This window comes from Paenibacillus sp. SEL1 (assembly GCF_054602535.1).
On sequence record NZ_CM137723.1, the window covers coordinates 1,627,836 to 1,642,512 of the forward strand.

Annotated in this window: 12 protein-coding genes and 1 riboswitch; of the genes, 5 read left to right on the forward strand and 7 right to left on the reverse strand. The window is 46.4% G+C overall.

Translation table 11 applies throughout. The annotated features are described in order from the left end of the window. Window positions 1-218 precede the first annotated feature (218 nt). Genes ACYCSE_RS07495 through ACYCSE_RS07510 form a run of 4 tightly spaced genes read right to left on the reverse strand, consistent with a single transcriptional unit; the run spans window position 219 to window position 5,349 of the window. On the reverse strand, window positions 219-1,364 hold the full coding sequence (locus tag ACYCSE_RS07495; RefSeq protein WP_459701931.1) for a GerAB/ArcD/ProY family transporter: 1,146 nt from the start codon (window positions 1,362-1,364) through the stop codon (window positions 219-221). Continuing rightward, window positions 1,361-2,470: a GerAB/ArcD/ProY family transporter gene (locus ACYCSE_RS07500; protein WP_459701932.1), complete on the reverse strand. Its 1,110-nt coding sequence runs from the start codon at window positions 2,468-2,470 to the stop codon at window positions 1,361-1,363. Before ACYCSE_RS07500 ends, ACYCSE_RS07495 begins: the two co-directional genes overlap by 4 nt. Window positions 2,471-2,495: 25 nt before the next feature. Then, window positions 2,496-3,737, reverse strand: a complete 1,242-nt coding sequence (locus ACYCSE_RS07505; protein ID WP_237166348.1) for a Ger(x)C family spore germination protein — start codon at window positions 3,735-3,737, stop codon at window positions 2,496-2,498. Beyond that, window positions 3,715-5,349, reverse strand: coding sequence for a spore germination protein (locus ACYCSE_RS07510; protein WP_459701933.1), 1,635 nt, complete (start codon window positions 5,347-5,349; stop codon window positions 3,715-3,717). The genes ACYCSE_RS07505 and ACYCSE_RS07510 overlap by 23 nt, the downstream gene beginning before the upstream one ends. Before the next feature lie 224 nt (window positions 5,350-5,573). Here ACYCSE_RS07510 and ACYCSE_RS07515 point away from each other — a divergent pair, with 224 nt between their 5' ends. Beyond that, window positions 5,574-6,665: a diguanylate cyclase gene (locus ACYCSE_RS07515; protein ID WP_250266870.1), complete on the forward strand. Its 1,092-nt coding sequence runs from the start codon at window positions 5,574-5,576 to the stop codon at window positions 6,663-6,665. Window positions 6,666-6,732: 67 nt separating this feature from the next. Here the strand turns inward: ACYCSE_RS07515 and ACYCSE_RS07520 are convergent, their stop codons facing one another. Beyond that, window positions 6,733-7,206: an Rrf2 family transcriptional regulator gene (locus tag ACYCSE_RS07520; protein ID WP_069290611.1), complete on the reverse strand. Its 474-nt coding sequence runs from the start codon at window positions 7,204-7,206 to the stop codon at window positions 6,733-6,735. Window positions 7,207-7,272: 66 nt separating this feature from the next. Next, window positions 7,273-7,473 carry a carbohydrate-binding protein gene (locus tag ACYCSE_RS07525; RefSeq protein WP_459701934.1) on the reverse strand — a complete coding sequence of 67 codons (201 nt, stop codon included), beginning with the start codon at window positions 7,471-7,473 and terminating at the stop codon, window positions 7,273-7,275. A gap of 240 nt (window positions 7,474-7,713) precedes the next feature. Here ACYCSE_RS07525 and ACYCSE_RS07530 point away from each other — a divergent pair, with 240 nt between their 5' ends. From ACYCSE_RS07530 to metE, 4 genes are all read left to right on the forward strand, one after another. Next, on the forward strand, window positions 7,714-8,184 hold the full coding sequence (locus tag ACYCSE_RS07530) for an AbrB/MazE/SpoVT family DNA-binding domain-containing protein (protein WP_023990816.1): 471 nt from the start codon (window positions 7,714-7,716) through the stop codon (window positions 8,182-8,184). A 291-nt stretch (window positions 8,185-8,475) separates the two neighbouring features. After that, entirely contained in the window at window positions 8,476-10,425 is a 1,950-nt protein-coding gene (locus ACYCSE_RS07535; protein WP_459701935.1) for an anaerobic ribonucleoside triphosphate reductase, read from the forward strand. Further along, window positions 10,422-10,919: an anaerobic ribonucleoside-triphosphate reductase activating protein gene (nrdG, locus tag ACYCSE_RS07540; RefSeq protein ID WP_336076661.1), complete on the forward strand. Its 498-nt coding sequence runs from the start codon at window positions 10,422-10,424 to the stop codon at window positions 10,917-10,919. The genes ACYCSE_RS07535 and nrdG overlap by 4 nt, the downstream gene beginning before the upstream one ends. 182 nt (window positions 10,920-11,101) lie before the next feature. After that, window positions 11,102-11,297: riboswitch (cobalamin riboswitch) on the forward strand. 161 nt (window positions 11,298-11,458) lie between these two features. Next, window positions 11,459-13,777 (forward strand): 5-methyltetrahydropteroyltriglutamate--homocysteine S-methyltransferase, encoded by a 2,319-nt coding sequence (gene metE, locus ACYCSE_RS07545; protein ID WP_459701936.1) that lies wholly within the window; start codon window positions 11,459-11,461, stop codon window positions 13,775-13,777. Between the two features lie 88 nt (window positions 13,778-13,865). Here the strand turns inward: metE and ACYCSE_RS07550 are convergent, their stop codons facing one another. Then, window positions 13,866-14,399: a DUF6985 domain-containing protein gene (locus ACYCSE_RS07550; protein ID WP_061830476.1), complete on the reverse strand. Its 534-nt coding sequence runs from the start codon at window positions 14,397-14,399 to the stop codon at window positions 13,866-13,868. Between the last annotated feature and the right edge of the window lie 278 nt (window positions 14,400-14,677).

Below are 14,677 nucleotides of genomic sequence, written 5' to 3' on the forward strand. Positions count from 1 at the left end.
TGAAAATACTGTGGATATTCACACTCTTTATGATGCTTATGCTCGGCACCAATCTGCTAGTGAACTTGCTATTCAGTACTCATACCCCGTGGGAGCCGATGGCATTAGCTTTTAGCACTATGCGTCCATCCGAATATATCGTCTTGGCAGGAATGCTGCTCGTATTCTTTGTGACCGTGGCAAAAAAACAAATTAAATACGGATTTCACTTCCTTTTTTCACGATGGTCCCGTTTTCTTAAAGTTTCCGCTTCTTCCTCGGGTTCTAACTCTGCTTCGATGCAAAAGAGCGGCCAAAAAGAGCAGCAAGGGAAAGATGTAAACAAATAACGGATGAATATAAATAAACGATAATCGTCCAAAAGCAAGGTGCTCAATCATGCTAGGTGTTTGTACCTGTGACCACAGTAAGACAATGATTCCGACAAAAAGTAGTGTTTTCCGGTAGGGGAGGCTAAAAATATCGGAGATCCCGAGCACCGCAGCATAGAAGAACAGGGCAATTTTGAAAAAATCGCCCACAATCATCGTCATCAGAACAATCACATCCAGACGTTGTAAATATTCTGAAAACTCTACACTCCCAAAGGTGCTGAGTAAAGGAAAGATGGAGCGCTGCGCAATGTCAGTGCCCATAACAGCCACATTTAGTATTGCGGATTCAGCTAAAACGAAACCGCCTACGATAATGCCCGCATAGCCTGTTCTGGCCATCTGCGACGTTTTTTCCAAATGGGGCACGAACATCATAAAACAAATCATTTCTGCGTATGGAAATGCCAAATGTTCCCGAATGGCTGAATGAAGCACAGATTTAAAGCCATGCTCCATCACCGGCGTCAGCTCATGCAAATGAATGCTGTCCGATAAAATCAACAGTACATTTCCCACAAAAATGACGGTCACCACTGCAATAAGCATGATTTGTCCTGTTCGAGCTAATACTTCAAATCCTAACCAAAGGACATACATTACGCACAAAACCATAAGGAAGGCAACGACGAGGTTGGGCGTTTGCTCCAGTACGGAAATACGAATCAGCTCTGTCTCATCGCGCAAATTCCCGCCTGTTAGAAATAAAAAAAACAAAATATATAATACTCCCATGACTGTTCCACATGTATGACCGACCAATTCGCTAGCATAGGTTGTGAGAGGCTTACCAGGGAACGTTTCAGCTGTGTAGCAGTACATTCGGAATAATACCATACCCAGAATCATAGCAACGAGTTGGATAATCCAGGTGTCCCGCTGCATATAACTATCCATATTAATGGTAATTGCGTTGCCTGTAAGAAAATGAAACATAAGAATGAGCAATTGCCCCGTGCTGATGTATGTTTTGTTTTCAAGACGATGACTCACGAGGCATACTCCTTTCTTTTTTTGTTGCGATTTTTTTTCAGCCATGACACCATAAGCAACAAGAAAGGAAAGAACACAGCAAATATCGGAAACACCCATTTCAGTACAAACTTGCCTGTTGTAAGATGTTCTTGATAGCCCTGAGCCATCAACACGCAAGAAACAAGCATGATCAGCCCAAACGGCAGAATCAGTTTATGGTATGAAACACGTAATACATCTTCAGCAGCCTTAACCGCTGCATAATAGAAAATAAAAATTTTGAAAAAATCAAAAATAATGACAGTCATGACCCCAATTACATCCACTCTATCGACGAAATCTGATATTTCCACCTTGCTGATCATAGAAAGCAGCGGGTAAGTGGCCCGTTTGAATACGTCCTCCCCAAGCACAACCACATTTGACAGTGTAACAAAAGACAGGATTGCGCCTCCCAACAATACAGCGGTGACCCCAACCCCGTTGGCACGGTAACCTTTCTTTAATGTGGGAAGGATCATCGCAAACGTGACCATCTCACCGTATGGCAACATCAAGGCTTGTGAATAGACAACCTCCCATATCGGCTGCCAGCCATGCTGGGCAATAGGCAATATATTGCTCATATGAACAATACCTGACAATAAAATCATGATATTCGTAGCGAAGCCCAGCAACAGCAGCAAAAATAACAGCATAAGTCCCGTCCGGCCTGCGACCTCAATTCCCAAATGCATCACATACATGACAAGACCAATCATCAGGACACAGACGATAGTTAACGGCGTATGCTGTAATGTCCGGTCGGCAATCAGTATTCCAGTATCTCGAAGATCGCGTGCTCCGCCGTAAAGAAAAAACACAATATATAAAAAGGCAAGCACGCTCCCAGCAGTTTTGCCCAGGAGCACCTTGCAGTACTGTGTCATGAGCAGGTCGGGAAAGTGGCGGTGAAGGCTGCCGTAGCATAGAAAAAGTAGGGCTCCCAAGCCTGCGGCGATAAGAATAGCAATCCACGCATCCTTGCCCGCATCTCTTCCGGGAATAGACATCATGGACGTCCCCAACTCAAACAGCATCATCAGGGAAATCATCTCTTTTGCGTCGATTTGTATCTTTTTCAATGCCTTCCCTCCTTTCCCGATTTCACTAATTGGACTCTCCCTTTGAATAAGGGCTAGTCCGTGACTGTGTATGCTTCAGTACCGAAGTCACCTGAACACGAACGGTGCTTTCTGCAAAATAGCGGCTCCATTCAGGTGAGAGTTTTTTCCACTGTTCAGGATGGCTTTTCTCCAGTGCATGGCCTAGGCCGAGTACATCACTACGGCTACGCTGAACCTCCTTAACCGTTGAAGTAATCACTTTTTTTGTTTCTTCTCCCCACTGTTTCTGCAAGCTATACATAACCTCTGGACTTTTTAAGTCAATCGAGCACTCGGCTTCCTGAATCGTCCCGGTCTGCTCCAAATTAATAACAAATACCGGCTTCCCTTGCTCGATCAGACTGTGTACATGTGTTTTAGAATACAAGGTTTCGATTCCAATGGTTTCACCTTTTTTGCCGCAGCTCAACGCGGTTTCAGCACTTTTCACTTTATTGTTTACTATAGATAATCCAATAGCTCGGTTATCGTCCAGCCAATGGACGAGACGATCCTTACGGAACACACCCATACCGTTAATGCGAACAACCGCTTCGGGCAAAATAGTATCCACGTTAGCCTTAAGGGGAGCCTGCTCCAAATTACCTTCTACTTCTACACCAGTAAGGACAGGCCCACTACCTTTATTGGACATACTCCGGATAACATCGTCTAGACTCACTGCGTAATCCCCCGCGTACATACGCTGCGACGCTTCCAGCTTACCCGAGATATCATTAGCAGGAATACGACCGATTGCAGTCATGGATGCCAGTACGTTCTTGGCCGTTTCACCGCGTGCTACCAGCATTTTCATCGTTAGTCGGGGCTCCGCGGCCCTTTCCAAATAATCCAACGTATCCCCGATTCCACGTCGAGCCAGCTTTTCTCCAAAAACGACAATCCTCGCATGGGCCAGAGAAACTACCCGCGGAATCTTCTGTGAAGCTTTGCGAATCACTTGAAAAAGGTTACTTCCCTTTTGCTGATACAGCACAACTGGGGTATTTCCTCGGGCTTTAGCCCCGGCAATTTCATCCGCTACGATAATCTGTAGTGAAACCACATAATCGGATTCACCATCCGCATCAATGCCTATAGCCGCGACTACTGCCCGCTGGTTCAACTCCACTGAATCCCAGCAGCCAGAGAGAAGCGGCATGACTAGTAGCCCCACCAAACTCAGCATCCATATTCTCCATTTAAAGGTTACTGTGCTTCGTTCACTCCCCTTCTCCAGATGCACCCTGAGCGCCCCCCTCCCGCATTGGTGAAGTTTTATCGGAAGGGGAAATCCCGCTTCCATCCTTCATTCGTTTCTGATTCGTTGATGTAATACTTTTAGGACGTTTCCGCATCATCCAAAATGGCATTCGCAATACCGCATCCTTTTGACTCTCCAGCACAAAAGGACTGAAAGGGGCCATGTAGGGCACCCCAAAAGAGCGAAGACTGTTCATATGGGCGATTAGCGCAATGAGCCCCAATGTAATGCCATACAGCCCCATAAATGCAGCCAGCACCATAAAAACAAACCGGAACAGTCTCCCGGCTACCGCCATGTTATATGTCGGAATCGCGTAGCTGGCAATCCCCGTCAGCGCTACTACAATCGTGAGCAGCGGGGTGACAATTCCAGCCTCCACAGCCGCTTGTCCCAATACAAGCGCACCGATAACGGATACCGTTTGTCCGCCCACACGGGGCATTCGAATACCTGCTTCTCGCAAGATTTCAAAGGTGATTTCCAGAATAAACGCCTCCAGAAATGCCGGAAAAGGAACGGATTCCCGCTGCGCTAGTATGCTGATCAGCAGTGGGGTTGGTATCATTTCATAATGATAAGTGGTTAAGGCGATGTAGAGAGAAGGCCCCAAAATCAGAATAATAAAGCTGATATAACGTATGACTCGGATGACAGTTGCCATGTCATAACGTTCCGAATAATCGGAAGAACTTTGAAAAAATTGAGCAAATACAGTGGGCATCACCAGTACAAATGGATTTCCATCGACGATGAGTGCCACCCGACCCTCCATAATGTTGCTGCTAATCGTATCCGGTCTTTCCGAGTTATAGATCGTTGGAAATGGTGTGAGATTTTGGTCCTGTATCATCTCTTCTACCATGCCGGATTCAAATATGGCGTCAATATTGATGGCTTTTACTCGTTTGCGAACTTCATCTACGACACTTGAATCTGCAATATTTTTCATATACAGTATGGCCACATTCGTGAGGGACGTACTTCCCACTTTGAACATCTCCATCGTAAGATCGGAGCTTTTAATCCGCCGACGTACAAGAGAGACGTTCGTGAACAGGGATTCCACAAATCCATCCTTCGGCCCCTGGACGACAGACTGTGTGGAGGGCTCGTTAACCCCCCGCGTCTCTCCTCCGCGTGTGCCGCATGCGATGGTTTTTTTACAGCCTTCCAGCAGAATGATCGTATCTCCCATCAAGAGTTGTTCCATCATGGAATTCCAATCATCGCAATCCTTCACTTCACCCAGTTCCAGCGCATGAGCCTGTATCCGATTGTAAAGCTCTTCTGCACTTTCTACCTCAGCAGCCACCTCGGCAGATGGGCGGCTAAGCAATGATTTCATGACGAGCTCATTCACCGTATCCGTCTTGACCATACTATCTAGAAATACAATGGCGGCAGGAACATCCGCCTTTAGTCCGACATTAAAACGGCGAATCAAGAAGTCTGGGCTGTTAGACGTCGATTCCTTAATTTGCTGCAAGTTGGTATCCAAATGAGCCTCGATCTTTAAAGAACGTGAAGAATTTTCTTTATTCCTGTCCGCACCCGACTTTTTATTATGTTTGCGATAGGGATAGCGAATCATGAGCAAACCTCATCTCCAGTAAGGCAGCAATAGCTACCGCCCATTTTTCCTTATTCTTGTATCTTTGGAGTATGCTCAATCTATTCCCAGTTATGCACTAAACACGTGAACGAAACGTTATAAGCGCACCCGCATAATAAATTTCAATAAATTCTTCATTTTTAAGCTTAATGTCAGTTTTTTTGATAAAATGAAGAAATATGCCTCTCGGGAGGGTTAGCATCTTGTTCAGTACGTTTTTTGTAAATACCTGTATCCTTGTCACCTTTTTGTACATAACTGGCCTCATATCACAAAGATATAAAATCCGTCTGCACACCTTGAAGCGTAAGATACATTGGATCGGAGGCGCCCTTTTTGGGTGCTACGGCATTGTTATGATGTACTATTCAATTCCAGTAGGATTTAATACGATTGCCGATCTTCGTCATTTGGCCATCGTAGCTACCGCAACGTATATCGGCGCCCCAGCAGCACTCATGGCTACCCTGTTTATATGTGTAGGTAGATTATTACTGTTTGGTATTAACACTCAAGCCATCGTAGGCGCTGTTTTTATGCTGTTTGCCGGTCTGGGGTGCGCTATACTGTCACATTTGTCGTGGTCACGTTTGCCCAAGCTGATTATGATGAACATTTTTGCTTTGGGCTTTATATTTTGTTCCCTGATGGTTAATTTAAAAGATCTTGATGATGTTCTGCATGTTTATCCGCTTCAGTTCTTCATTTCGATGGTTGGTGGATGTCTTCTGTACCTCATTGCTGAATCTATCAACACATCCAATGAGCTGTTACTTCGACTGGAGCATACCTCCTACACAGACCATCTCACTAATTTAAGCAACAGAAGACAGCTTGAGTTTTCATTGGAAGAGAAGCTCCCTCAAGCTCGCCAACGTCATGAGCACTTATCTGTACTGGTGTTGGATATTGATCACTTCAAGAAAGTTAATGATAGCTACGGACATGCGGCAGGAGATGCAGTGCTGCGCCAGCTTGGGCAGATTTTAATGGAAAAATGTCGTCCCAATGATGTAGTCACCCGCAGCGGGGGGGAAGAATTCACCGTGCTTTTGCCGAATTGTGCTTTTCGACAAGCGCTACGCATAGCTAATCAGATTCTAAGTGGAGTAAATCAGCACGAGTTTATTTTAGCGGACGATCTTGTTCTTAAAGTCACGGTGTCCATCGGCGTGACGACCTTTCCTGGTACCGGGGAAGATATGTCCGGGGCAGCCCTGCTGGAGCAGGCAGATAAAGCACTATACGAAGCTAAAAATGCAGGACGTAACCGGGTTTGCTCATATGAAATATAATTTGAGACATGACCATTTCATAGAAATAGCCGATACCCCCCTCTCTTGAGAGTCGTATCGGCTATTATCATTTTGAATCTTCATTATGATTGCATTTCCCCACCACGAGTGACGTACGATTGGCAAGCGAAGCCAGCGTATGGGACCCCCATACTTCTAGCATACGTTGTTCACTCTCGGCTAAAATTTCGGATACGGCTATCGCCAACTCCTCACAAAAAGGATTGGTTTCCGGTTCATGCATCATACCCGGGAAAATCGGATCACATATTTCAATGGCGTGGTATATATCGGCAAGTGTAATATGGTCGGCCGAACGGGTAAGCACATAGCCTCCCTCACGACCTTCGCGTGCTGCAATCAAATCTGCCTGTACAAGTCGCGTCAGCACCCTGCGCACCAAAGTGACTTCGCAGTCAATGGAACGGGCAATAGAACCGCTGGCACAGAGTTCTCCGTACTTTTCCAAATAGACAAGCGCCTTTACCGCCACCCCAAGCCATTTGGGCGTTGCGGTGCGTAGTCGTTTTTCACTATTCAAATGAGATGACACCCCTAAGCTGTAGAAACTTCGTTGAATGCATTGTACGTGATGTCAGAAGTAAGTTCAAGCCTGAAAGCCGGAATCCTCTGTAGCATTAGCGCCCAAAGTAAAATGAGCTAGCCGCACTTCCCCGCTCAACAACAGGTATACATCACGTGTGCCAGAGACTGAATGTACCGCTTCCGCGAGCGTAGCCCATGCTTGCGCCCCTCCTGTATTGCCCACATTCACACGTGCCACAGCTTCGCTGTCCGGCGCGTCCAAACGCAGCTCAATTGTGGCATAAGCTTAATTAAGATGATAAAAAGTTTATTTATGAAAGCGTTTTAATATATCATAGCTAAAAAGGGATACCCCGGCAACAATACCGAAAACATCCTATACTGGTTGAAAGAGAGACCGCAGCATAAAGACAAAAAAAGTTGTATTTTACCTTCAATATACAAAGCTAAAAATAATATTTTTTGGTATAATCAGGATATATCATGGAAGGAGGAAGCTCTAATGAAAAATACTGGAATGACACGGCCTCTAGATCAATTGGGCCGGATTGTACTTCCTAAGGAAATGCGGACCACAATGGATATCAATATCGGTGATTCACTTGAATTTTTCGTAGATGAAGAAGGGTTTGTACTAAGAAAATACACCGGTGTCTCCTGCAAATTTTGCGGCGCGGTGGATCATTTAACTTATTTTCGCGACAGCTTTATTTGCGCAGAGTGCATCCAGGTATTAAAGACCGATGAAAACGTGCATGCCACAAGCACCGATGCTATCCAGGCTCAAGAAGATTCTAAGCCGACCCGAACCAACACAACCTGGCAACCCAAGCAATCTAGAGTGCAGCAAGGTGAAATGGTAAAAAAGCTACGCAAGCTGATTCAGGAACACCCGAACCTGCCACAAAAAGTATATGCCGAAATGCTAGATATTTCCCAAGGCCGGGTGTCCCAGTTGAAAAAGCTACTCTAAACCTTCTCAAAACAATATCCCAAGATCATATACTATGTACTCGCAAGCCTATCATTTTCATCGCAACTACGATGGCCAGATATAGAGTAAGGTGCATATCCGTGGATGTGTCCCTTACTCTGTATCTGGCTTTTTTATGCTGCCCGCCCCTACCAATGTGACAATAGTCACATACTCTCAATGTATACGTATATACAATATATAGATCGAAACAATTGGTTAACACAAGATATCATCAATATGTTGTTTTTGTGAAAAATATATATATTTTACTATATGGAGGGTTTTACGATGAAGGTGCTGGAGGAACATCAATTATACGACATCGGCGAACGGGTCATTGGGGCACAAGATCTGGACATGCTGCGGGAGAATGCAAATTTGAATGGAGAATCGTTCAGCGGCAAAATGAGCAAGCTTGGGTCCGAGTATGCCAAATGGTATGCGCGCCTGCGGGTACTTCCGCCTGAACTGACGAACGCGATTGACCACGGGTATGTATATGTTCACGATTTGGACCAATATGCACTCGGAACTACAAATTGTATCTTTATTCCTTTTGGTCGTTTACTGCGAGACGGCTTCAATACAGGCAACGGCTCTGTGCGCACACCGCAAACGATTATGTCTGCTATGGCACTTGTCGCCATCATATTCCAGTCTCAGCAAAACAGCCAATTCGGAGGTGTCTCTGCCAATAAAATCGATTGGGACCTTGCCCCATACGTTGCCCGGTCCTTCCGCAAGCATCTGCGCAAGGGACTTCGGCTGTTCGAGGAAGAGGTAGAATCCAGTCTGTCTGACGACGAACTACATATGGCCAATCCCCATTTGCAAGAAGTCTGCCCTCGTTCATACGCATTCGCACGCGAAGAAACGCAGACGGAAACCCGGCAGGCTGCTGAATCGCTCATTCATAACCTGAACACCATGAGCAGTCGGGCGGGGGGACAGATTCCATTCACTTCACTGAATTACGGAATGTGCACGTCTGCTGAGGGACGGCTTGTTACTCAATCGCTGCTGGAGGCCACTATTCGCGGCTTGGGCAGCGGGGAAACTCCTATTTTTCCACAACATATTTTCCAATGTAAAGAGGGAATCAACCAGGCAGAAGGCGACATCAATTATGATTTGTTCTTACGGGCGGTAGAATGCTCTAGCAGACGGATGTATCCCAATTTTGTGAATGTGGATGCCACCTTCAACCTGCCTTTTTACCGTGCTGATGATCCAGATACCATTATAGCGACAATGGGTTGCCGTACCCGCACCATTTCTGACCGTTTCGGTAGAAACCGGCAGAGTGGCAAGGGGAATCTCTCCTTCAATACCATTAATCTGGTGCGGCTTGGCATTGAATATGGTATTTGCACAGGCAAACGCCTGACACCTGACCGTGATCGCTTTGATGCGAGACTAGAAGAAGTTATGCGCATTGCGGTAGATGGCCTAATTCATCGCTATCAAATCCAGACCAGCCAACCGGCCAAAGCCTCGGACTTTATGATGCGCGAAGGGGTATGGGAAGGTGGAGAACAACTGGCACCAGATGATAAGGTGGGAGGCGTACTAAAACACGGTACGCTTTCGATCGGGTTCATCGGGCTGGCTGAGTGCATGAAGGCACTATACGGGAAACACCACGGGGAGGATGATTTTGTATACCGCGAGGCACAGCGAATCATCACTTCCATGCGCGTGTATTGCGATCGAATGAGTGAATATCACAATTTAAATATTACATTGTTCGCTACGCCTGCCGAAGGTCTGTCGGGCAAGTTCACATTGCTGGATCAACGTGATTTCGGGATTATTCCTGAGGTAAATGATCGAGAATATTACACCAATTCTTTTCATATTCCCGTGTATTACACGCTCCCGGCTGCTCGTAAAATCAGCTTGGAAGCTCCGTTCCATAACCTATGCAACGCTGGTGCGATTTCATACATTGAGCTGGACGGTAATGCGCGGAATAACCCGGATGCGTTTCTTAAAATTGTTCAGTATGCGCTGCATCAGAACATCGGCTATTTCTCCATCAACCATCCGGTGGATCGTTGTACGGAATGTGGTTATGAAGGGATTATCGGGACAAGCTGCCCCCAATGTGGCACAGATGAGGAGCACACACACTTTCAGCGCTTACGTCGGGTAACCGGATATCTGACAGGAGATTATACCGTTCGCTTTAATGCCGCAAAACAGGCAGAAGTTCGAGACCGGGTGAAACATAAGTGAATTTGTGTGGCTACATTCCGGAATCTCTGAACGAAGGATACGGCCTGCGCACCGTTGTGTTCATTAGCGGTTGCCGTCATGCCTGTCCTGGATGCTTTAATCCAGAGTCATGGAGCTTCCGTGCAGGCGAGCCATTCACCCCCCAACGACAACAGGAGGTCATTCGTGACATCATGGAAAATCCGTTGTTGGATGGACTGACTCTCTGCGGGGGAGACCCGTTTTTCTCAGCAGCAGAATGCTCGCAATTTGTGCGTGACTTCCGCGAAGCCTGTCCCGACCGAACCGTGTGGGCTTACACTGGCTTTGTCTATGAAGATCTACTCACAGATCCGGAGCGACAGGAACTGGCACTTTTGTGCGATGTGATTGTGGACGGTCGTTTTGTAGAACAGCAAAAGGACCTGACCCTTCCCTTCCGGGGCAGTCGCAACCAGCGTCTGGTAGATGTAAAAGCCAGCATTCAGGCAGGTTATACCGTTTCATTGACATAAGGCGATGCTTACCCAGCAAGCAAGATGCTATATCTAATCTAAGACAAGCCCCCATCATGGGTAAGCTTGTCTTTTTTTCATATAGCTAACAGATTCCATTGGAGTTTCTATTGCGCATCCTGTAAGTTTCACTTATGATGGTGAACAAGTATACGAGTGCATAATTATTCGTCATACCTTAACCGCATAGCTTGGAGATAGGTGTCTGTTCTATTCAGATCAGGCTTAAAAGGGAAGCCGGTGCAAATCCGGCACGGTCCCGCCACTGTAAACGGGGAACTTTCAGCTGTTCATATATCCACTGGTCCACAGACCGGGAAGGAGTGCTGAGCGTCATGATCCGTAAGTCAGGAGACCTGCCTATTTTAACAACATCGCAAGTACCTACGGAAGATAGGGAGGTGTTAAGAGCAGTCGCCGTATTTTTGATTTTTTAATCACGGAGGCATTCTTTCCCCTACTTATTTTTAACCTTGGGGGGAAGAATGCCTTTTTTGGTACGTAAAAATAAAACAGCTACCCACTAGGAGGAAAAGTACATGTCCATTATTGAATGGCCTGAATTGTCCGGCTTAATTAGCAGTAATCTGGGATATCCGCGTATCGGCGAAAACCGGGAATGGAAGAAAGCACTGGAACGCTTCTGGAACGGCAGCATTAACGAAAGCGAACTGCAGACGGAGATGAAAAAATTACGGTTGGAGCATCTGAGCAAGCAGCGTGACAAGGGGATTGATCGCATTCCTGTCGGAGACTTCTCCTATTACGATCACATGCTGGATACATCTGTGATGTTCGGTCTAGTACCTGAACGGTTCAACTATCGTCCCGCAGGTCCGATTCCTCTGTCCGTGTACTTCGGGATCGCTCGCGGTCAGAAGGGAGCAACCGCCAGTGAAATGACCAAATGGATGAATACCAATTATCACTACATCGTTCCTGAATTGGCGAATGCAGTTCCGGTGTTCACTGAAAATAAACCTTTACAGGCTTATCGTGAAGCAAAACAAGAACTAGGTATTGATGGGAAACCGGTCCTCATCGGCCCCTATTCATTCGTTACCCTTTCCAAAGGCTATGATCGTAAGGAGCTTGCCTCTATTATAAGAACCTTCCTGCCTTTATACACCCGTGTCCTGTCTGAACTAGCAGCAGAAGGTGTTCAGTGGGTCCAAATCGATGAACCTGTCCTGACCACCTCATTCCCAGTAGAGGATCTGGGCATTATCCAGGAAGTCTATGAAGCTTTGACCCAAGCTGCGCCCTCCTTAAATATAATGCTGCAAACCTACTTTGGCAGCCTAGATCATTATGAGCGTCTGTCCGTACTTCCAGTACAGGGGCTGGGTCTTGATTTTGTGTATGATGATGGCGAAAATCTTCAGCATATATTGCAGCATGGCTTTCCTAAAGGAAAAACGCTGGGCGCTGGTGTCATTGACGGACGCAATATATGGCGCAGCGACCTGAACGCTGTAGCTGCTCTGCTGGGTCAGTTAGCAGAACAGACCACTGCCGAGCAGCTTATCGTACAGCCATCATGCAGTCTGCTGCATGTGCCAGTCAGCCTGGAGGCAGAGCACAAGCTGGACAAGGAGCTGGTGCAAGCGCTGGCCTTTGCTGATGAAAAGCTAGAGGAAATCGCCATCCTGACGGCTGCACTTGGCAAACACGATCCATCCGCACTATCCAAGCTTGAGCAAAGTGCAGATGCGGTAGCCCGTTTCAACAGTTCAGCAGCACGCGTACAGACAGCTGCCGATCTGGCCGACCTGTTGGCCAAAGAGCCTCTGTCACGCAGCGTTCCTTTTGCCGAACGTCGTGAGATTCAGCAAAATAAGCTGAAGTTGCCTCCACTGCCTACGACGACCATTGGTAGCTTCCCGCAAACCGCCGAGATCCGCAAGGCCCGCCTGCACTATCGCAAAGGAGAATGGTCTGCCGAGCAATATCGAACGTTCATCCAACAGCAAATTAAGGAATGGATTGATATCCAAGAGGACATTGGCATTGATGTGCTTGTACATGGGGAATTTGAGCGGACCGACATGGTTGAATTTTTTGGCGAAAAGCTGAACGGCTTTGCTTTTACGCAAAACGGATGGGTGCAGTCCTACGGCTCCCGCTGTGTCAAACCACCGATTATATACGGAGACGTTTCCTTCGATCAGCCCATGACCGTGGAAGAAACGGCATTCGCCCAATCGTTAACCTCCAAGCCTGTTAAGGGAATGCTTACGGGTCCTGTGACCATTTTGAACTGGTCTTTCGAACGTAATGACATTCCACGTAGTCAAGTTGCTTTACAGTTGGCTCTGGCATTACGGGCAGAGGTAGAGGCACTGGAACAAGCGGGCATCGGCATGATTCAGGTCGATGAGCCTGCAATTCGTGAAGGGCTTCCGCTGAAAAAAGAACAGCAGCAAGCCTATCTGGATTGGGCGGTTCAAGCCTTCCTTGTGACCACGGCCACCGTTGAGCCAGCGACCCAAATCCATACGCATATGTGCTATTCCGAATTTCAGCATATGATTCAGTCCATCTCCGATATGGATGCCGACGTTATATCTATTGAAACCTCGCGAAGCCACGGAGAACTGATTGTCAGCTTTGAAGATCAGGTATACGACAAAGGCATCGGTCTGGGCGTGTACGATATCCACAGCCCGCGCATCCCCGATGTATCTGAAATGCTAAGCATGATCCAGCGTGCCCTGCGCGTACTGCCATCAGATTTGTTCTGGGTTAATCCGGATTGTGGTCTGAAAACCCGTACCAAAGAGGAATCTGTCGCCGCCTTGCGACAAATGGTACAAGCGGCTCAAGCAGCCCGGGCTGCATTGGCTGTATCCAACTAATTTTTTTATCGTATCCAATCGCGCCATCATTTTCGCCTTATCCTATTCCCCTTTCCGGCCCTTTTTGCTAAAAGCCAGGAAGGGGGATTTATTCTAGATCATATAATGTATATACGCCTTGAATATGCTCCATTTTCATCTGCTTCATATGTACGCCTAAGCCATGTTCTCGATCCCAGGAGCAACTAAAATTCAAATACAGTTCATCCTTTGCCGATGAGTCGGAAATCAGTATAGACATAAGCTGTATTCGATCCAACAATTGTTCCGGGCGCTCCACATAAGGCGCATATTCATCTGGGTCCTCTCCCCATGTACTGTAAGCATTCCGGTACTTTTCCACTATGCCAGCATAATGATGGTGTATGGACTCCAACACTTGAGGATGAATAGTTGACGAATATTCCATATACTGCTCCCATGTCTTTTTTTGCAACTGTGTAGGTTCTTCTATAGTCTGTGCCTGTTCTTCGGAGTCGGCTCCCACGATAAATTCGACTTCTACTTCCGAGGGCTGCCCGCAAAAATTAACATGTACTATACCACGCAGAACAATCTCCTCAGATACATCCCAAGACTCATCATCCTGTTCCAGTTCCATATACCAGTGTTTCCAATCCACCCTTACCACCTCTTCATAAAAAGTAATCTTTAACCCTATTGAATACTTTACAATCTATCATTTTAATGAATGAAATTAAAGCGGCAGCCTATTTGGGCTTCCAGCCAGATTTCGAGGAATTTCCAAATGAAACTACTTTTTTCTACAACATTCGCTATTCAATAAAGCCTTCAAGAAAGAAAATCTGCCCATTTCGGCACAAATATTTTATTATTAAAAATTTAGTACCTTGCATTAATCAGTACATGATGTTAAATTATACCTGACTACTGTTCTAT